Source organism: Roseibium polysiphoniae, from assembly GCF_014842925.1.
In the GTDB taxonomy this organism is placed as follows: Bacteria; Pseudomonadota; Alphaproteobacteria; order Rhizobiales; family Stappiaceae; genus Roseibium; species Roseibium polysiphoniae.
Genome location: NZ_JACYXJ010000003.1, coordinates 516,050 through 534,654, shown reverse-complemented (window position 1 = coordinate 534,654; position 18,605 = coordinate 516,050). Strand labels below are relative to the sequence as shown.

At 60.3% G+C, this 18,605-nt stretch carries 15 protein-coding genes; 5 read left to right on the top strand and 10 right to left on the bottom strand.

Annotated features, from left to right (window positions below; all coding sequences use genetic code 11):
- Positions 1-20 precede the first annotated feature (20 nt).
- Positions 21-638, bottom strand: a complete 618-nt coding sequence (rpsD, locus tag IG617_RS09395) for a 30S ribosomal protein S4 (protein ID WP_153768462.1) — start codon at positions 636-638, stop codon at positions 21-23.
- Between the two features lie 497 nt (positions 639-1,135).
- Between rpsD and IG617_RS09390 the strand changes: the two genes are divergently transcribed.
- The gene (locus IG617_RS09390) at positions 1,136-2,932 is read left to right on the top strand and encodes a GGDEF domain-containing protein (protein WP_192108953.1); all 1,797 of its coding nucleotides are present in this window, start codon (positions 1,136-1,138) and stop codon (positions 2,930-2,932) included.
- A 50-nt stretch (positions 2,933-2,982) separates the two neighbouring features.
- On the opposite strand, the gene murI is transcribed toward IG617_RS09390, so the two are convergent.
- From murI to IG617_RS09355, 7 genes are all read right to left on the bottom strand, one after another.
- The gene (gene murI, locus IG617_RS09385; RefSeq protein WP_209008374.1) at positions 2,983-3,801 is read right to left on the bottom strand and encodes a glutamate racemase; all 819 of its coding nucleotides are present in this window, start codon (positions 3,799-3,801) and stop codon (positions 2,983-2,985) included.
- Positions 3,773-4,597, bottom strand: coding sequence for an RNA methyltransferase (locus IG617_RS09380; RefSeq protein ID WP_192108952.1), 825 nt, complete (start codon positions 4,595-4,597; stop codon positions 3,773-3,775). Before IG617_RS09380 ends, murI begins: the two co-directional genes overlap by 29 nt.
- A 391-nt stretch (positions 4,598-4,988) precedes the next feature.
- Positions 4,989-6,557, bottom strand: coding sequence for a hypothetical protein (locus IG617_RS09375; RefSeq protein ID WP_192108951.1), 1,569 nt, complete (start codon positions 6,555-6,557; stop codon positions 4,989-4,991).
- Between the two features lie 612 nt (positions 6,558-7,169).
- A complete protein-coding gene (locus tag IG617_RS09370; protein ID WP_192108950.1) occupies positions 7,170-7,703 on the bottom strand; it encodes a GNAT family N-acetyltransferase in 534 nt (177 codons plus the stop codon).
- Entirely contained in the window at positions 7,700-8,302 is a 603-nt protein-coding gene (locus tag IG617_RS21795; RefSeq protein WP_192108949.1) for a helix-turn-helix domain-containing protein, read from the bottom strand. Before IG617_RS21795 ends, IG617_RS09370 begins: the two co-directional genes overlap by 4 nt.
- A gap of 84 nt (positions 8,303-8,386) precedes the next feature.
- Complete coding sequence (fabF, locus tag IG617_RS09360; protein WP_192108948.1) at positions 8,387-9,649, bottom strand: beta-ketoacyl-ACP synthase II; 1,263 nt, start codon at positions 9,647-9,649, stop codon at positions 8,387-8,389.
- A gap of 79 nt (positions 9,650-9,728) precedes the next feature.
- The gene (locus tag IG617_RS09355) at positions 9,729-10,160 is read right to left on the bottom strand and encodes a MarR family winged helix-turn-helix transcriptional regulator (protein ID WP_192108947.1); all 432 of its coding nucleotides are present in this window, start codon (positions 10,158-10,160) and stop codon (positions 9,729-9,731) included.
- 130 nt (positions 10,161-10,290) lie between these two features.
- Here IG617_RS09355 and IG617_RS09350 point away from each other — a divergent pair, with 130 nt between their 5' ends.
- The 3 genes from IG617_RS09350 to IG617_RS09340 all read left to right on the top strand — a co-directional run bounded on the left by IG617_RS09350 (position 10,291) and on the right by IG617_RS09340 (position 14,721).
- Entirely contained in the window at positions 10,291-10,860 is a 570-nt protein-coding gene (locus IG617_RS09350; RefSeq protein ID WP_192108946.1) for an HdeD family acid-resistance protein, read from the top strand.
- A gap of 251 nt (positions 10,861-11,111) precedes the next feature.
- Positions 11,112-12,221 (top strand): TauD/TfdA family dioxygenase, encoded by a 1,110-nt coding sequence (locus IG617_RS09345; RefSeq protein ID WP_192108945.1) that lies wholly within the window; start codon positions 11,112-11,114, stop codon positions 12,219-12,221.
- 283 nt (positions 12,222-12,504) lie between these two features.
- Complete coding sequence (locus tag IG617_RS09340) at positions 12,505-14,721, top strand: NADP-dependent isocitrate dehydrogenase (RefSeq protein WP_192108944.1); 2,217 nt, start codon at positions 12,505-12,507, stop codon at positions 14,719-14,721.
- Positions 14,722-14,816: 95 nt separating this feature from the next.
- Here IG617_RS09340 and IG617_RS09335 read toward each other — a convergent pair whose 3' ends face one another.
- Positions 14,817-15,689, bottom strand: a complete 873-nt coding sequence (locus IG617_RS09335) for a bifunctional helix-turn-helix transcriptional regulator/GNAT family N-acetyltransferase (RefSeq protein ID WP_192108943.1) — start codon at positions 15,687-15,689, stop codon at positions 14,817-14,819.
- 650 nt (positions 15,690-16,339) lie between these two features.
- Entirely contained in the window at positions 16,340-16,825 is a 486-nt protein-coding gene (locus IG617_RS09330) for an Atu1372/SO_1960 family protein (protein WP_192108942.1), read from the bottom strand.
- A gap of 440 nt (positions 16,826-17,265) precedes the next feature.
- Here IG617_RS09330 and IG617_RS09325 point away from each other — a divergent pair, with 440 nt between their 5' ends.
- The gene (locus tag IG617_RS09325; RefSeq protein ID WP_192108941.1) at positions 17,266-18,480 is read left to right on the top strand and encodes an NADP-dependent isocitrate dehydrogenase; all 1,215 of its coding nucleotides are present in this window, start codon (positions 17,266-17,268) and stop codon (positions 18,478-18,480) included.
- Positions 18,481-18,605 lie beyond the last annotated feature (125 nt).

Sequence of the window (18,605 nt, the reverse complement as noted above, 5' to 3'; positions counted from 1 at the left end):
GATCCCCAACGGGAAATGGATTAACGCGAATAGAATTCGACGACCAGGTTCGGTTCCATCTGCACCGGGTACGGCACATCGGCGAAAGCCGGAACGCGGGAGAAGGACGCGGTCATCTTGCTGTGATCGACGTCCAGGTAGTCAGGAACGTCGCGTTCAGGAGACTGAACAGCTTCCAGAACCAGAGCAAGCTGCCTGGACTTTTCGCGGATTTCGACAACGTCGCCCGGACGAACACGGTAGGACGGGATGTTGACCCGCTTGCCGTTGACCTTGACGTGGCCGTGGTTACAGAACTGACGAGCAGCAAAAACAGTCGGAACGAACTTCGCGCGATAGATGATCGCGTCGAGGCGGCGCTCCAGAAGACCGATCAGGTTCTCGGAAGTATCGCCGCGCAGACGGGACGCTTCATCGTAAACCTTGCGGAACTGCTTTTCGGAAATGTCGCCGTAGTAGCCCTTGAGCTTCTGCTTGGCGCGCAGCTGCACACCAAAGTCGGACATTTTGCCCTTGCGGCGCTGACCGTGCTGGCCAGGACCATATTCACGCTTGTTGACCGGGCTCTTGGCACGGCCCCAAATGTTCTCGCCCATACGACGGTCGAGTTTATGCTTTACGCTGTGGCGCTTTGACATCGCGGTTTCCTTTGTATAACGCGTTGTTTTTCTTCAAGGAAACGCGCCCTCCTTTATCTTCCGGCAAGCCGGTGGATCGACAGGGTTTCAGCTAGACGGCGCCGGCTGAAAACCCACGGGTGCGTGATACCTGCAAAAGTCTCCTTCTACAGATCGCGCGGTACTACCGAACACCGGCCCGAATGTCAATTGCCAGCAGAGAATGAGCGGCAGACACACAAAAGAGCAACTTACAAAAAAGCACTTATAACTTGCATCTCCATTCTTCATCTCGAAAGAATGAGACTTTTTTGCGCAATTCTGCAGTTTTTAGAATTGTTCAAAGAGATCGCAAATACAACCAAAAGGACTTAATGCGTGAATCAATGCATTTATTAGGGAAAATTTAATTGTAATTTTTCACTATGGCTTCGTAAGTTCACGCTAGGTAATTTCTGGGACCGCATAACACTTTCTTTTTAGACTGCCCGCGCCTGGATTCGATCCGGAGATCGTCAATGGAAACAACTCATCAGCAGATAGATGAGGTCGGTGAATTTTATCTCGCCGGCGATAGCGAATATGTTGCGCGGACTCTCGACGCCGTTCGGTATGCCTTTCAGCCCATCGTCGACTTCGACACCGGCGTGGTCTACGGTCACGAGGCATTAATTAGGAATGTCGATCAATTGGGCTTTTCGAGCCCTGCGGACATGCTTAACCACGCGGCGCAGCACAATTACCTGGCAGACCTTGAGCCGCAGCTGTTGATGATGGCGCTGGAGTACCACCGGAAATTCCAGAAGGCTTGCGGCTCGAAGCTCTTTTTCAATGTCGATGGACGTGGTCTGGGGCTCGCTGACGATCCGCGTATGGACCTAACAGCCATCGTCAGGGCCAACGGCCATGATCCCAGCCAGATTTGCCTCGAACTGTCCGAAAACCATCAGGACAACCAATCAGGTCTTTCGGATCACATTTTGAAGAACCTGCGACGCGACGGTTTCATGCTGGCGCTCGACCACTTCGGCCAGGGGTTTTCCGAACTGCGCCTGATCCATGATCTTGGACCGCAATACATTAAGATCGACCATTTTTTCCTGAAGGACATCGACAAGGATCCGAGGCAGAAGCTCTTCGTGACCACCGTCGCAAATCTCGCCCATGTCCTTGGCGCCCGCGTCATCGCTGGCGGTGTGGAGACCGAGGGCGAGTTCAAGGCCTGCCGGGATGCGGGCTGCGACCTTGTTCAGGGTTATTATGTCGCCCGACCCTTCACCGACAAATCCCATGCCAGGCTGTTCTACGATCATATCCGCACTGATTTGGCGCAGAACAAGAAGACCGAGGAAGAGCGCAAGATCAAGGAAGGCATCCAGACGCTGCCTTCGGTCTCTTCAAGCGCCTCCATCAGCGAACTCGTGGATCTCTTCATTGCAGACCAGAACCTCAGCCTTCTGCCAGTGCTCGACACCAACAGCGAGCCACGCGGCCTGATCCACGAACGCGACCTGAAGGCCTATCTCTACGCCGCCGGTTTCGCCGATGAAGGCCACAAGCTCGCCCTGGACCTGCCGCTGCACAATTTCATCCGCTCCTGCCCGATCGCCGACATCAACTCGGACATCGACACGCTGCTGGTGACCTTCGCCTCCTCGCTCAGTTCGGACGGCATCATCATTACCGAGGATTTCCGCTATGCTGGCTTCCTGTCGGCGACCTCTCTCTTGAAGATCCTGCAGGACAAGCGGCTGGAAGAGGCGCAGGATCAGAACCCGCTGACAGGCCTGCCGGGAAATGGCGCCATCCGACGTTACATTGACAAGGCCGCCCACGCCCGCTCCACGGCGCGCCATTTCTGCTATTTCGACTTCGACAATTTCAAACCCTTCAACGACACCTACGGCTATCCCCAGGGGGACCGGGTGATCACCTTGTTCAGCGAGCTGATGCAGCGCCACATTTGCGGCATCGGCACATTTTGCGGCCACATCGGCGGCGATGACTTCTTCGCCGGGTTCATGATGGGCGAACAGGACGAGATCGCCGAACGGCTGCTGACCCTGAAGCGCGCGTTCAAGTCGGATGTCGAAAGCTTCTATGCGCCAGAGCACCGCAAGCAGGGCTATATTCAGGCCTCAGACCGCTACGGCGCGGCCCGTACCTTCGCACTGCTGGATTGCTCGATTTCCATGATCACCGTGGAACCAGAGACGGGCCTGCCGGTCGACCGGATCAACACGGAAATTGCCAGTCTCAAACGCGCTGCCAAACGCTCCGACGATGGCTTTGTCGTCAAGACCCTGGCGGCCTGAACTCATAGTCTCATCCGGCCGGCAGGTCTCTCAGCCGCAGGATTTCCCAATCAGACCAGAAGACCAAAGCCCGCCATCAGCTGCCGGCTGGCTGCATTGCATGTGCCGGACGTGAAGATGGCTGTGTCCGGCGCCTCCCGGTCCCTTGCATCGGCCACTTCGGCCACCACCCGGGCCAATTGCCGGGCAATCGCTTCAGCCGGATCGATCCAGTCGACCGGCCAGGGCGAAACCTCCCGAAAGCGATTGACCAGAAAGGGATAATGCGTGCAGGCGAGCACCACGATGTCCGTACGCCTTGCACCGTCTTCCAGGAAACAGTCCTGAATTTCCGCAAGCAGAGCCGCGTCACCAACATCCTCACCGCGCAGATGATCTTCGGACATCGCCGCCAACCGGTCGGAGCCCACCAGACGCACATGGCACTCCCGCGCATGGGTATCGATGAGGTCGCGGGTATAGGCCCTGCGCACGGTACCTGGCGTCGCCAGCACGGAAATCAGACCGGATCGCGTGCGCCGTGCCGCCGGTTTGATCGCCGGAACCGTGCCGACGAAAACCCGTGCCGGGAACGCGTCTCTCAGCGCCTCGCCCGCCAGCGTGAACGCCGTGTTGCAGGCAATCAAAATGGCCTTGGGATCATGAGCCTCGATCAAGGCGCCGACCAGACCGATCAACCGCGCAGTCAGCGGCTCCTCGCCCCACGCGCCATAGGGAAAGCCCGCATCATCAACAACATAGACCAGTCTTTCGAACGGCAGCTTGAAGCGGACTTCGCGCAACACCGTCAGGCCGCCCACGCCGGAGTCCAGGATCAGGATCGGGCGGTGGTCGCGCATCTCAGCTGTCGTCCCCGGCGGATTCTTCATCGCGGCCCTCGTCTGGCCGAGGCCGGGTGCGCCGCTTTTCCAGCGCCGCCACAACGCCGCGCATGGCCCGCACTTCCTGGTCCGTCATCTGCGCCTTTTGAAAAATGTTGCGCAAGGTCCGGACCATATGCGGCCGCCGTTCGGGCGGGCGGAAGAAGGTGACATGGTCCAGCGCGCTTTCGATATGCTCGAAGAAACGCACCACATCTTCCTTGGAAGCTGGCGGATTTTCCTCTTCGCTCAGGCGGAACGGCAGTGCGCCCTGCGTCGCCGTCTTGCGCCACTCATAAGCGCAGACCAGCACCGCCTGGGCGATGTTGAGCGAGGCAAATTCCGGGTCCACCGGCAGGGTGACGATCTCGTCGGCCAGCGCCACCTCGTCATTGTTCAGCCCCCAGCGCTCGCGGCCAAAGAGATAGCCGGTGCCAAGCCCCCCGGCGCCAAGCTCCGTCAGCTTCACCGCCGCCTCATCCGGCCCGCGCACGGGCTTGGGCACTTCGCGCGAGCGCGCCGTGGTCGCATAGACAAAGCTCAGATCCGCAATCGCGGCCTCGACACTGTCGAACACCTGCACCTTGTCGATGACGTGATCGGCGCGGCTCGCCGCTGCCCGCGCCTTGTCACTCGGCCAGCCGTCGCGCGGGTTGACGATCCGAAGATCCGTCAGGCCGAAGTTGGCCATCGCCCGCGCAGCGGTGCCGATGTTCTCGCCCAGCTGCGGCTCACACAAAATGACAGCCGGCGGGCACACATCCACCCTGCGCGCTTCATCGCGAATATTTGCATTTCTAGTCATGGCCAGCGATTTAGCCGATCAACCGATTTTTGGAAAGAGGCAGACCCCAAAGCCCCCACCTGCCACATGATTAGAGCTCCAGCATGATCAAAAGGTGTTTGAGGAATGGTCGAATGCTAACTGACCGATAAAAATCTCCGCGCCCCGCCACTTTCTCCGTCGTCATCCCATGGCCTGACCATGGGATCCATGCCGTTCCCTCGCCTCACGCGCAGGCCTTCCGAGGAGATCCGTCACGGCATGGATCCCCGATCCAGTCGGGGATGACGGCAGAAGGTATGGCGAATGAAGATAAAAAGGGCGAGCTGCTGCGTTGCAGTCCGTTTGCAGGCTCGGCGGCATGGCCAGGTGCGGAATAATATGGCCCCCGATGGTCCTGAATGATCAGCACTTAGGTATCAACGAGCTCGTCATCATCAGCGGGATCATCTTTTTGATCCTCGACCGCCTCTTTGACTTTTTCGGCGCGTTTGCCCAGGGGAGCGAAGCTGGCAATTAGCACACCGAGACCTGCGACAGGCCCTGCGAAACTGGCAACAAGGGCTGCAACACCTACTTTGACCGATCCGGAAACAGCGCCTTCGACACCTTTTCCAACACCTCTTGGAATAGCTCCCTTGGCCTCATTCCAACTCTCACTCACGACTGGTCCGAGTTCATCTCCGCACTTTTTCAGCCCGGACGAAACAAAGTTCCGAACATCCAGCGCCTGCAGACCAGAGATCATGTCCCGTTTTTCCAGGGCTTCTGCGCGCGATCTCTCATCGCCAGTGCCATCAATGATCTCAGTCAGGGACGCTTGCTCGACTGTGCCTTCTTTCAATGCCTCAATTGCGCTTGCACCGACGAGCGTCGATGCCTCGGCAATCTCGGTCAGTTCTTCGACCGTCTGCTGGAACGTTTTCTGGGTGGTTTCATCAGACTTGAAACGCAACGCCAACCGGTTGGCTTCCATTGTTCGCAGGGCCGGATAGAGACTGATCAGATCCTCTGCGCTTGCCGCGAAATCCGAAACAATCGAGCGAATGTCACGTTCTCGATCGGATGACGGGTCAACGAACGCGCCGGCATCAGCCTCAAGCACCCGAAATCGCATCAACAGCCGACCTTCGCGAATCTCGCTGGCTTTGCCCTGAATGCATTCGAGAAAGGAGGAAACCGTTTCGATCAGCCGGGGATCAGCGTGATTGCCTGTCAGTCCCGCGAGTGCTGCCGCTCCTTTTTGGCGAAGCTCGTCAAGAATGTCTTCCGCGATTGAAAGATCAAGAGGCGCCTCGCGCATCGGCTCGGCTTCGATCCGCCCATTTCTCCAGCTGAACCCATAAGGAGCAGGCCGTTGCTCGAGATCCTCTGCCTTTGCCGCAGTAATCGCCGGCTCATACTCCTCAATCAGCTCCCTGATCCGCGCATTGACAGCCACCGGTCCCTGTTCCCAAAGGTCTTCCGGCAGGGTCACCCGCGCCACTTCCAGATCCGGATTGGCCGGGCTGCCTTGAAGCCGGGCCTCGTACCAATCGGTCCAGACGTCCCAGCCTTCATTGCGAGCGAGCAATTGGGTCCGCAGACGTTTCCACAAGATGCCAAGCTCTTCGGGTATTGGTTCGCTATGCCAAAGAGGCTTGGCAGCAAGGGAGGCGACACTTCTCCCGGTTTCAATATGCTCTCGGTCGGAAAGGAGGGCGTTGGCGTCTGCGGAGTTGGCGGCGGCAGTGGCGGCGAAGGCGGTGGCGGCGAAGCGGGTAGCATTGACGGCGGCAGCGGCCGCCGTCAATGCGGTCTGGCCGGCAGCAACGGTGGCGGCGGCGGCGGCGGCTGACGCAACGACTGTCGTTTCGGCATAGGTGCAGGCCGCATAGGCGGCTTTTGAACCCAAAAGCAGTCTGCCCTGGGTCGGTCCGATGCTCGCGGCCCTGGGCAGAGCCAGAGCGCGAAAAACAGGGAGTAGGAGGTCAAAATCCACGCCCGCATCCTGTTTCAAACCCCGCGACGAAAGCGGCAAGGTCCTCAACGCTGCCCGCGCTGCAATCACAACTGACACCTCACGCGGCTGAGTCTTTAGCCACGCTTCAAGTTCGTCACGATTGAATTTTAAGTCCGCCATAACGCCCCTTGATCCGAAGGCAGACTGGCCGGAGCGATTTGAAATTGCAACGATAAGTGGTGCTTGTCCCGGTGGAAAATCTCTGCCCCGCCACGCTCTCCGTCGTCATCCCATGGCTTGACCATGGGATCCATACCGCTCCCTCACCCCACTCACAGGCCTCCCGAGGAGATCCGTCACGGCATGGATTGCCGAATCAAGTCCGGCAATGACGCTGAGGTGGAGGAGAACTGTCCGGGATCATCAAAAGGAGTGTGAGGAGGAATCAGTGCCACCTCGCCCAAAGTCTCCCAACGCCACCACGCCCTCCGCCGTCATCCCATGGCCCGACCATAGGATCCATGCCGTTTCCTCACATCACGCGCAGGCCTCACGAGGAGCGCCGTTCCGGCATGGGTTCCCGATCCAGTCGGGGATGACGGCGGTGTATGTGGGGCGTGGCGGAGGACAGGCGGGATCGACAGCCTGTTGCTAAAGCTGCTTGTAGAACACGGTCGTCGCATCGAGGTCGCCGTGGGGCGAGGATGCATAGGCGGGAATGGTGCCGACGCGGGTGTAGCCGCATTTGGGGTAAAGCCCTTCGGCGACATCGCCGGTGACCGTGTCCAGAACCAGAAGCGTTCGATCCAGAGAGATCGCCAAGCCATCGAGAGCAGTGAGCAGCTGTTTCGCCAGGCCCTTGCGGCGGGCATCCGGATGCACCAGGAGCTTGGCGACCTCCGCCCGGTGGCGGCCATTGTCTTGCGCCGCCAGCTCCAGCATCACCGTGCCGACAATGCGGCCTTCCAGCCGCGCCACCAGCAGGAACCGCTCTCCGCTTTCGATGCCCACGAGCCGTGAGGCCCAGAAGGCTTCGGCCGCCTCTTGCGAGAACGGCAGGACAAAGCCGACCCCGGCGCCATCGGCGACGCAGGCGTGCAGGACCGCGCCAAGATCCGGCAATTCTGATTTGGCTTCCGGGGCCATCAAAAGCGCCAGGGGAGCTTCGGGAGCAAAAGACGTCATGGTGTCACCACGCAAAGGAGATAGCGCGCAGGATCGGGCCCGGGCGCATGATAACTGTTGGCACTGTTCAGCTTGAAACGCAGGCAGTCACCGGCTGACAGGCGATGGGTCACATTGCCATCTGCCCCTTCCGCACTGCCGGCAAGTGTCACCTCAAGGGTGCCGCTTTGAAGCCAGAGATGATGTTCCAGATCCGGAATCGGCGTGTCCGCATAAGAGACCGTTGCCCCGGCAGGAAGGTCGCCGAAGATCATTGCGCCCCGGTATCCGGGACGTGCCGGCGACAGGCTGCGCCGATGGAAGCCTGTTTGCGGATCGGTCCAGAGCGTCTGGTCATCATGGACGACAAAATCCGCACCCCGGTCTTCGGCCTGGGCAAAGAGGACCGCCATGGGCAGCTGAAACGCCTTGCACAGACGGCCCAGAACCGCGGCGGTCGGGCTGGTTTCGCCCCGCTCGATCCGCGAAAGGCTGGCCCGGCTGACGCCGGACTGTTCTGCCATTTCGTCCAGTGACCAGCCGCGCTGCTGCCGCAATCCGGTCAGCCGCGCGGCAAGCCGCATGTCGAGGGTGTTCGGTTCTGTTTGCTCACTTCTCATATTTGGGAATTAATCCCATTTAAGAGACACATGCAAGCCAAAACCACTCTGAATCTTCTTCCAAGGCTGGATCCGCCTCGCGCTCTAGACCCTGGAGAAGACCGCACTGGCATTGACCCCGCCAAAACCGAAGCCATTGCTCAGGATATGATCCACCGACCGTTGAATGGCCTTTCCGGGGATCAGGTCAAACCGCTCGATCGCTTCATCCGGTTGTTCCAGGTTGCGCGAAGGCGGCAGCAGACCTGTCTCCAGCGCCTTGATGCAGGCGATCGCCTCGACAGCGCCAGCCGCGCCCAGAAGATGCCCGAACATGGACTTGCTGGACGAAACACCGAGATCCTTGCCGCGACCCTCAAACAGCGTGGTCAGCGCCGCGATTTCGGCTGCATCGCCCACGGGCGTCGAGGTGGAATGAGCGTTGACGTAACCGATGTCGTCGGGTGTCAGTCCGGCCATGGCCAGCGCCAATTTCATGGCCCTGAGCCCACCCTCCCCGTCCGGCGAAGAGGAGGTCACGTGGTAGGCATCCGCCGACGTGCCATAGCCGGAGACCTCCGCCAGGATCCGCACGCCGCGCGCCTTGGCATGTGCCTCGGTTTCCAGCACAAGGATGCCTGCGCCCTCGCCCATCACGAAACCGTCGCGCGCCTGGTCGAACGGCCGCGACGCGCTCGCCGGATCGTCGTTGAACTTGGTGGACATGGCGCGCGCGGCGGAAAAGCCTGCGAGCGACACAGGGTCGAGACAGGCTTCAGTGCCACCGGCGACCATCACATCCGCCTCGCCATTGCGCAGGATCCGCACCGCATCGCCGATTGCCTGAAGGCTGGCAGCGCAGGCCGTCACCGGCGCGCCAAGAGGACCGCGCAGTCCGTGGCGGATCGAGACCTGCCCGCCTGCCAGATTGGCGAGGAAAGACGGCACCAGGAACGGCGACACCCGGCGCGGACCGCGCTCGGCCACATGCCGCGCCGCCGCCGTCATGGCCGGAAAACCGCCAACGCCCGTGCCGATGATGGTGCCCGAGCGGATCTTGTCGTGATCGCTCTCAGGCGCCCAACCGGCCTGCGCCAGCGCTTCCGCGGCTGCCGCGATCGCAAAGTGGATGAAGCGGTCCATGCGCTTCTGCTCGCGCGGCTCGATATAAAGGTCCGGATCGAAACCCGCCGGATCCTCGCTCTTGTCCGGCACTTCGCCCGCCACCTTGCAGGCAAGCTGCTCCGTATCGAACTGGGTGATCGCGCGAATTCCGTTTTGCCCCACGCTCAGACGCTCCCAGAACGTCTCCACGCCAACGCCCAAAGGCGACACCACGCCCATTCCCGTCACGACAATCTTGTTCACCGGAAAACTCCTTGTGTATATACACGATATTAGACAGAAAGATCTGCTTCCTGCCCGCTTTTTGCGTCTTCACTCACGTTCAGGCCTCAGGTTGATCGACCTCTGCCAGACGCTGCAGCACGCGCACCGTCTCCAGGAATTCGGCCTGCCCCAGCTCCTGCGCCAACTCTGCCTGGGCCTTACGCCAGATCGGCAGGCAAGTGTCCACCAGCGCATCGCCGCGCTCGGTCAGCACGTGGCACCGGCCATTGCCTTTTTCAAGCCGCTCGCCCTTGATCAGCCCCTGCTTTTCCAAAAGCGCCAGATTGCGCACGAGCGTTGTTCGCTCCATGCCGAGCCCATCGGCAAGTTCGCTTGTTGTCTTGCCGGCGCCATTGATCACTGCGCCCATGACCGAAAACTGGACAGCGGTCAGGCCATAAGGCCGTGCCAGCCGGTCATACCGACGCGATACGGCCCGCGCGGCCCGGCGCGCGTTCATCAACATGCAAAGCGTAAAATCATCCGTCATGTCTCCTGATAGATGTGTAGATACACGAAAGTCAACATGCGCGGTCGTTCAAATGCCATCGATCAGGTGCTATCGCATAAGTCGCAACCACGTTATCGTGACACCTGACACAGACATTGGGGAGGCCAACATGGCAGGCGACACACAGCAGACGGCCCAGTCCGTCCTGGACAAGATCGAAGACAACTGGATTTGGTTCCTGGCGCTCGGGATCGCCCTCCTGATCGGCGGGATGATCCTGATTGCAGCACCTCACGCTTCATCCGTCGCAGTGACGCTGTTGATCGCGGCGGTGCTCGTTGTCGGCGGCGCGCTGCAGATCTACCAGGCCTTCAAGAGCAAGGATGGCAACCGCTACCTCTGGAGCCTGATCACCGGCATCATCGCCGTGATCGGCGGCATCGTCATCTACGCGAACCCGCTGGCCGGCACCTTTGCACTGACCCTCGTGATCGCCGCCGTCTTCATTGCGCAAGGCATCAGCCAGCTGCTCTTCGCCTACCGCCTGCGCCCGAACCAGGGGTGGGGCTGGATTGGGTTTGCGGGCCTGATGTCGCTTCTCGCCGGCCTCATGATCTGGCTGGAACTGCCCTCTTCCGCGGCCTGGGCGCTCGGGCTTGTTGCCGGCATTTCGGTGATCTTCAACGGCTGGAGCTACATCGCCGTTGCTCTGGCCGCCAAGTCGATGAAATCGAATTAGGCAGACCGCCGCTTTCCTGCCCGCAGATGAGGCTGTCTGCGGGCAGACATTTTGTGTATCATCACGCTCTGATGTTTCACCGTTAGCGCTCGCTGGAGCGTTCCAAGAGGCCTTGCCGTCATGACATCCGTTGTTGGTCGCAATCACGGATTGCCCCATGCCAAGGCCCAATGGTGGTGGCCGCCTCCCCGTTTCATGTAACCGCCCGGCCTGCGGGCCGGATCCCCATGACATGAAACTGGATATTCCTGATGATGACTGCAACCTTGCACGGCGACGCCCGTGCGATCGACATTGCGTGGCCGGACGGCAGCGCAACGACCTTCCCTGCCATCTTCCTGCGCGACAGCTGCCCGAGCGGTTTCCACCCGCAAACCCTCGAGCGGCAATTCGACCTGACCAGCGTTCCCCTCGACATCGAAATCGGCGATGCCAGCGTCGACGACGGCAATCTCGTCCTGCGCTGGAAGTCCGAGGATCACACCAGCCGCTTTGACGCCAACTGGCTCGCCGCCAACAAGCCAGGCATGCCCTTGTCTGATCCGGCCGATGTCACGCCCACCCTGTGGCGCGGCGACCTGACCAAGGCCGAGCTCCCACGCGCCAGCGCGTCGGATCTTCTGTCGGATGATGCCGCACTTCTGGACTTTCTCGTCGCGACCAAGCGCACGGGCCTCGCCATCGTCGATGGCATGGCCGACGACGTCGATGCCGGCATGACCGTTGCCCGCCGGATCGGCTTCCTGCGCGAGACCAACTTTGGCGTGACCTTCGAGGTTCAGTCCAAGCCGAACCCCAACAACCTGGCCTATACGTCACACGCCTTGCCGCTGCACACAGACCTTCCAAACCAGGAACTGGCGCCGGGCTTCCAGTTCCTCCACTGCCTTGCCAATGAGGCCGAAGGCGGCGGATCGACCTTCTGTGACGGCTTTGCCATTGCCGAAGATCTCAAGGCCAGCGACCCGGAAGCCTTCAGACTTCTGAACACCATCCCGATCCCTTTCCGGTTCCAGGATCAGGACTATGACCTGCGCAGCCGTCACCTGACCATCGAGACAAATCATCTCGGCCAGGTCCGCGAGCTCAGATTCAATGCGCATATCGCCGCGACCCTGGATCTCGAGGCAGACGTCATGGCGGCCTATTATGCCGCCTATCGCAAGCTGATGCAGATGACCCGCTCCGATGACTACGTCATGACAACCCGGCTGGAGGGCGGCGAGATGGTGATCTTCGACAACCGCAGGGCCCTTCATGGCCGTGCCGCTTTCGATCCATCCACAGGCTTCCGCCACCTGCGTGGCTGCTACGTGGACCGCGGCGAATTCGACAGCCGCATTCGGGTTCTCTCGCGCTAGGCGGGACAACGGCAGCGTCTGGGCTCTTCCACCCAGACGCGAAAATCAATGCTGGCGGGCCCAGACCTCGCTCCTTCTGTTGGCGATTGCAGCCAGCTTTGATAGGGTCCGCCAGCATTCACCGGTTACCCCGCAATCAAGGGGCTGGAAATTGATTGCGTACAATTGTATACACCGCCGGAAGCCCGAACCGTGGAGGACGGTCGAACGCTTGCGCGCATTGCCTGCCGCAACGTCTGAGCGCCCTTCCGACGATTGATCAAGCCTTAGGAAGCTCAAAGACATGGCCGACATCATCTACACCAAGGTCGACGAAGCGCCGGAACTCGCAAGCGCCTCGTTCCTGCCGATCATCCGCGCCTTCACCAAGGAAGCCGGCATTTCCATCGGCACGAAGGACATCTCTCTGGCCGGCCGCATTCTGGCGAATTTCTCCCAGTATCTGACCGACAGCCAGAAGCAGTCCGACGACCTGGCCGAACTTGGCCAGCTGGTGAAAGAGCCGCAAGCCAATGTCATCAAGCTACCGAACATTTCCGCCTCGCAGCCGCAGCTGAATGCGGCCATCAAGGAATTGCAGGCCCAGGGCTACAAGATCCCGTCCTACCCGGAAAGCCCGGCAAGCGATGAGGAAAAGGCGATCAAGGCGAGCTACGACGCCATCAAGGGCTCTGCCGTGAACCCGGTTCTGCGCGAAGGCAACTCCGACCGCCGCGCGCCCAAGGCCGTCAAGGAATACGCCAAGAAGAACCCGCATTCGATGGGCGAATGGCTGCCTTCTTCCAAGACCCATGTCTCCACCATGGGCCAGAACGACTTCGCCTCAAACGAGAAGTCGGTGACGATCACAGCGGCCTCCGCCGGCACCGCCAAGATCGAGTTCGTCGGCAAGGATGGCGCGGTCACCGTTCTCAAGAACGATTTTCCGCTGGACGAAGGCGATGTGGTAGACGCCACCTTCATGAGCATGAAGGCCCTGCGCACCTTCCTGGAAGCCGAGATTGCTGACGCCAAGGCCAAGGGCGTGCTTTTCTCCGTCCACCTCAAGGCCACGATGATGAAGGTCTCCGACCCGATCATCTTCGGTCAGGTCGTTTCAGTCTTCCTCAAAGATTTCTTTGCCAAACACGGCAATGCCCTGGAAGCGATCGGCGTCAACCCGGATCTCGGCATTGCCGATCTGGAAGCGAAAATCGCCACCCTGCCGGCCGAAAAAGCTGGCGAGATCGAAGCCGATCTCAAGGCGGCCCTGGACAACGGTCCGGCCATGTACATGGTCAACTCGGACAAGGGCCTGACCAACCTCCACGTTTCTTCCGACGTGATCATTGATGCCTCCATGCCAGCGCTCATCCGCGCAGGCGGCAAGGGCTGGGGCCCGGACGGCAAGGAAGCCGACACCAAATGCGTCATTCCGGACAGCTCCTATGCCGGCGTCTATGATGCGGTCATCGAGTTCTGCAAAAAGAACGGCGCGCTCGATCCAGCCAAGATGGGCACCGTGCCTAACGTTGGCCTGATGGCCCAGAAGGCCGAGGAATACGGCTCTCATCCGCAGACCTTCAAGGCGCCAGCCGATGGCACCATGCGCCTCGTGGATGCGGCCGGCACGACCTTGATCGAGCATGAAGTCGAAGGCGGCGACATCTGGCGCGCCTGCCGCACCAAGGACGCCCCGATCCGTGACTGGGTCAAGCTCGGCGTCACACGCGCACGCCTCTCCGGCATGCCCGGCGTCTTCTGGCTCAACGAAAAGCGCGCCCATGACGCGGAGCTGATCAAAAAGGTCAACACCTATCTGCCGGAGCATGACACCTCCGGTCTCGACCTGAAGATCATGGCTCCGACGGAAGCGGCCCGCTACACCACCGAGCGTATCGCCCGCGGCGAAGACACGATCTCCATCACCGGCAACGTGCTGCGCGATTACCTCACCGATCTCTACCCGATCCTGGAGGTCGGCACCTCGGCGAAGATGCTCTCGATCGTGCCGCTGATGAACGGCGGTGGCCTGTTTGAAACCGGCGCCGGCGGCTCTGCACCCAAGCATGTTCAGCAGCTTCAGGAAGAAAACTACCTGCGCTGGGATTCCCTTGGCGAGTTCTGCGCGCTGGGCGCGTCTCTGGAACACCTCAGCCAGGCCCGTGACAACGCCAAGGCGGCCATCCTGGCCGAAACGCTGGATCTGGCAACGGAAAAGCTGCTGGATGAAGGCAAGTCCCCGAGTCGCCGCGTCGGCGGTCTCGACAACCGCGGCAGCCATTTCTACATCGCGCTTTACTGGGCGCAGGGACTGGCGGCCCAGGACAAGGACGCAGAGCTGAAGGCGCATTTCACACCGATCGCCGAAGCCCTGACCGCCAACGAAGACAAGATCGTCGGCGAACTCAATGCCGTCCAGGGCAGCCCGGCTGACACCGGCGGCTACTACCACGCCCCGGCCGACAAGGTCGCGGCCGTCATGCGCCCGAGCGCGACGCTGAACGGCATCATCGGCTAAGGCCTTGTTGACGCAGAAATCTGAAAAGGGCGGTCTCCGGACCGCCCTTTTTGTTTGAGCTTTAAGGTGAAGGCTTCCCCGAGCTCCGATTGCGTTTACAGTGCCTTTTCAAAGAAAAAGTCCGGATAAGGATCCTCGTTGAAGCGGTCGATCTCGGTCCAGCCGGACGTCTGGTAGAGTTTCACGGCCTCAGGCAGCTTTGAGTTCGTATCCAGGCGCAAAAGCGTGATGCCAAGCTCGCGCGCCCGCGCCTCGACTTCCACCATCAGCCGCTTCGCCATGCCGAGCCCACGCGCGGCCGGCGACACCCAAAGCCGCTTGATTTCCGCATAGCCCTTGTCCGTGCCTTTCAAACCGACACAGCCAATCGGCAGCCCATCTGACAGGCACAGAATAAAGCAGCCCCGGGGTGCCAGCATATCTTCGGCTTCAGGATCGGCAGACAGTGCAACGTCAAATCCAATGTCGAACCGACGGTTTAGCTCCGCATAATATTCCTCAAGGCAGTAGACGCATTCAGGGTCACGTGGATCGCGTTCCTCAAACTGCCACCTTTGCCGGCCAAGGGCAGAAGCGATCAGGTCCATGGCCTCCAGCAGCGCCTTGGGCTTCGAGTGACCTGAAAGGAGATCTGCCGCCCGTTCATTTGACAGGCGCTCATAGTCGGCAAACGCAGCCTTGCCCGCCTCGGTCAGCTTCGCCTGCCGCCTTCGGCCGTCCTGTTTGTCTGAGGACACCTCAATCAGCCCCTCCTCTTCCAGGGACCGAAGCAGGCGGCTCATCAATCCGGAATCAAGGCCGAGATAGCTGCGCACCTCAGCAACATCACTGCGCCCCTGGCCAATGGCATTGAGCACCCGGGCAGAGCCAAGCGGTCGGCCAAGCCCGAGAAAAGACGTGTCGAGCGCGCCAACCTCTGAGGTCACGGCACGGCTGAAACGGCGAAAGCGGGAAATATCGGTCAGCATATTATCTGACTTAAGTCAGGTATATATCTTCTGTCAAGAGCGCTGCAGCAGACGGCCCGTCGCGCCGCGCAGCTCCTCTTTGCTTTCCCTGCGCAGGCAGGGATCCAGTAGCCGCAGGCGGCGCGGTTTGACCCGAGAGATCCCGGCGTACTGGGTCCCGGATCTTCGTTCGGGAAAGCAGGGAGATAGTGGAAATGCCGAACCACACCCGCTTTCGTCATCCTCGGGCTTGTCCCGAGGATCCACTCCTCCAGTCTTCTGGCTAAGGCTATTTGGATTGCCGGGACAAGCCCGACAACGACGACGGAGAGGTTTGTTTTCGCGGCATGGGCGAGAGCCTCACGACATCTTCTGCCGTCATCCCCGCCTCGTGCGGAGATCCATTGGCTCCCGAAGCATAAAGGTCAAATCAGCAGATGCGCGGCGACTTCCAGCTTGCTCACAAACGCCCCGGCTGGCAGCAGGATGGATTGGGTCCCCACACAAGGCCGGGATGACCGCCGGTGGTTCAGGGACAAGCCCGCCTAGAGCGCCTCATCCTCAGGGCAGCCCAATGCGGGTCCCACCTTCGAGACAGCACACGCGTATGGCGTTTTCCCGAGCTCCTGTGGTGCCCCAGTGCCAGGCGGCCCCAGGCCATCTCTGGCTGCTCATTCGCTGATCAGGACCTCGCCTTCAATTTCCATGGCAAATCCAAACGGCAATCCGGACACCCCGAGCGCAGAACGCGAATGGCGCCCCACGTCCGGCCCAAAAACGGAATTGATCAGATCACTGAACCCGTTCACCACGAGGTGTTGTTCGCTATAGCCGGGCGCGGATGTCACCATCCCGAAAACCCGCACCCATCCCGTTATGCGCGACAATTCACCGATTTCCGCTTTGAGATTTGCAAGCACGGACAGCGCCACTCCGCGGGCTTCCTCGTAGCCTTGGTCTGTTGTGAAATCGGCCCCGACAACTCCGTATGGCCCCACAATACGGCCATCCTCTGCGCTTTTTGCGTGACCGGAAAACAAGGCCCGTTGGCCCCTGACATTGACAAATACGAACGGCAGTTGAACGCCGTCAGGCGCTTTCGTCGGCTGTGGTAATTTCAGACCAAGCGCTGCCAGTCTGTCTTCGGGTGTGGTCACGACTTGAATTCTCACTCTCTGGTTGGATGACAGACCCTATCACTTGACCCGTCTCATTTGCCAGACCAAGGCCGGGCGAACAGAGCTGGCAATGCCGCCTTCCCAATCCGCCCTCCCCCTCTGCCTTCCCGGCGCAGTCCGGGGTGCAGAAAACGCAGCCGGTGCTGCATGATCCTCGAGGTCCCGGCATGCCGGATCTTCGTTCGGGAAGGCCAGGAGCGATCGGCAAGGCTGCCCGCCGATGGTGACGCAGGAAAGCATGTCAAGGCGTACAAACCAGATATTGTCGAAATGCCTCGACAGCCACATTCCCCCCCCGCCTTGCCCTCCCCATTTCCCCGCGATTCTGCTAAAGCTCGCCGGCGACCGTTGCGCCGCAGCACAGATGATTGTATACGAACGCACACAATTTTATCCACACCCGGAAAGAGGCCCAAGCCATGGCGAAGATCAAGGTAGCGAACCCGGTCGTTGAGCTCGACGGCGACGAGATGACGCGCATCATCTGGCAGTTCATCAAGGACAAGCTGATCCACCCCTATCTGGACATCGACCTTGAGTATTATGATCTGTCGATCCAGAAGCGCGACGAAACCGACGACCAGATCACCGTGGATGCCGCCGAGGCGATCAAGAAGCATGGCGTTGGCGTCAAATGCGCCACGATCACGCCGGACGAAGCCCGGGTCGAGGAATTTGGCCTCAAGCGCATGTACCGCTCGCCCAATGGCACGATCCGCAACATTCTGGGCGGCGTGATCTTCCGCGAGCCGATCATCATGCAAAACGTCCCGCGCCTGGTCCCTGGCTGGACCCAACCGATTATCGTCGGACGTCACGCATTTGGGGATCAATACCGCGCCACCGACTTCCTCTTCCCCGGCAAGGGCAAGCTGTCGATCAAGTTCGTCGGTGAAGACGGCGAGACCATCGAGCGCGATGTCTTCGATGCCCCCTCCTCCGGCGTTGCCATGGCCATGTACAATCTGGACGACTCGATCCGCGATTTCGCCCGGGCCTCCCTGAACTATGCCCTGCAGCGCGGCGTGCCCTGCTACCTGTCGACCAAGAACACCATCCTGAAAGCCTATGACGGCCGCTTCAAGGACCTGTTCCAGGAGATCTTCGACGCCGAATTCAAGGACGCCTATGCCGAGAAGGAGATCTGGTACGAACATCGCCTGATCGACGACATGGTCGCCAGTGCGCTCAAATGGTCCGGCGGTTATGTCTGGGCCTGCAAGAACTATGATGGTGACGTCCAGTCCGACATCGTGGCGCAAGGCTTCGGCTCGCTCGGCCTGATGACCTCAGTTCTGATGTCACCAGACGGCAAGACTGTGGAAGCGGAAGCGGCCCACGGCACGGTGACCCGCCACTATCGCCAGCACGAGAAGGGCGAAAGTACCTCGACCAATTCCATCGCGTCGATCTTCGCCTGGACGCGGGGCCTCGCTCACCGGGCCAAGCTGGATGACAACACGGAGCTGGCAGCCTTCGCCGAGACGCTGGAAAAGGTCTGCATCGACACGGTCGAAAGCGGCTTCATGACCAAGGATCTGGCCCTGCTCGTCGGTCCGGACCAGGGCTGGCTGACGACCACGCAGTTCCTCGACAAGATCGACGAGAACCTCCAGAAGGCGATGGCGGCATAAGGCCGCGGTGACCGACAGTCGATCCAGTCAAAAAGGCGGCCGAACGGCCGCCTTTTCATTGCGTGGGGCGCCATCGCAACTTGACAGGATGTTCAGATACGTGATCCCTTGATAAATAAGCATTT

Bases quoted from the DNA above. Each gene is read 5' to 3' on its own strand.
- rpsD (WP_153768462.1), bottom strand. From the start codon at position 638: ATGTCAAAGCGCCACAGCGTAAAGCATAAACTCGACCGTCGTATGGGC.
- IG617_RS09390 (WP_192108953.1), top strand. From the start codon at position 1,136: ATGGAAACAACTCATCAGCAGATAGATGAGGTCGGTGAATTTTATCTC.
- murI (WP_209008374.1), bottom strand. From the start codon at position 3,801: ATGAAGAATCCGCCGGGGACGACAGCTGAGATGCGCGACCACCGCCCG.
- IG617_RS09380 (WP_192108952.1), bottom strand. From the start codon at position 4,597: ATGACTAGAAATGCAAATATTCGCGATGAAGCGCGCAGGGTGGATGTG.
- IG617_RS09370 (WP_192108950.1), bottom strand. From the start codon at position 7,703: ATGACGTCTTTTGCTCCCGAAGCTCCCCTGGCGCTTTTGATGGCCCCG.
- IG617_RS21795 (WP_192108949.1), bottom strand. From the start codon at position 8,302: ATGAGAAGTGAGCAAACAGAACCGAACACCCTCGACATGCGGCTTGCC.
- IG617_RS09355 (WP_192108947.1), bottom strand. From the start codon at position 10,160: ATGACGGATGATTTTACGCTTTGCATGTTGATGAACGCGCGCCGGGCC.
- IG617_RS09350 (WP_192108946.1), top strand. From the start codon at position 10,291: ATGGCAGGCGACACACAGCAGACGGCCCAGTCCGTCCTGGACAAGATC.
- IG617_RS09345 (WP_192108945.1), top strand. From the start codon at position 11,112: ATGATGACTGCAACCTTGCACGGCGACGCCCGTGCGATCGACATTGCG.
- IG617_RS09340 (WP_192108944.1), top strand. From the start codon at position 12,505: ATGGCCGACATCATCTACACCAAGGTCGACGAAGCGCCGGAACTCGCA.
- IG617_RS09335 (WP_192108943.1), bottom strand. From the start codon at position 15,689: ATGCTGACCGATATTTCCCGCTTTCGCCGTTTCAGCCGTGCCGTGACC.
- IG617_RS09325 (WP_192108941.1), top strand. From the start codon at position 17,266: ATGGCGAAGATCAAGGTAGCGAACCCGGTCGTTGAGCTCGACGGCGAC.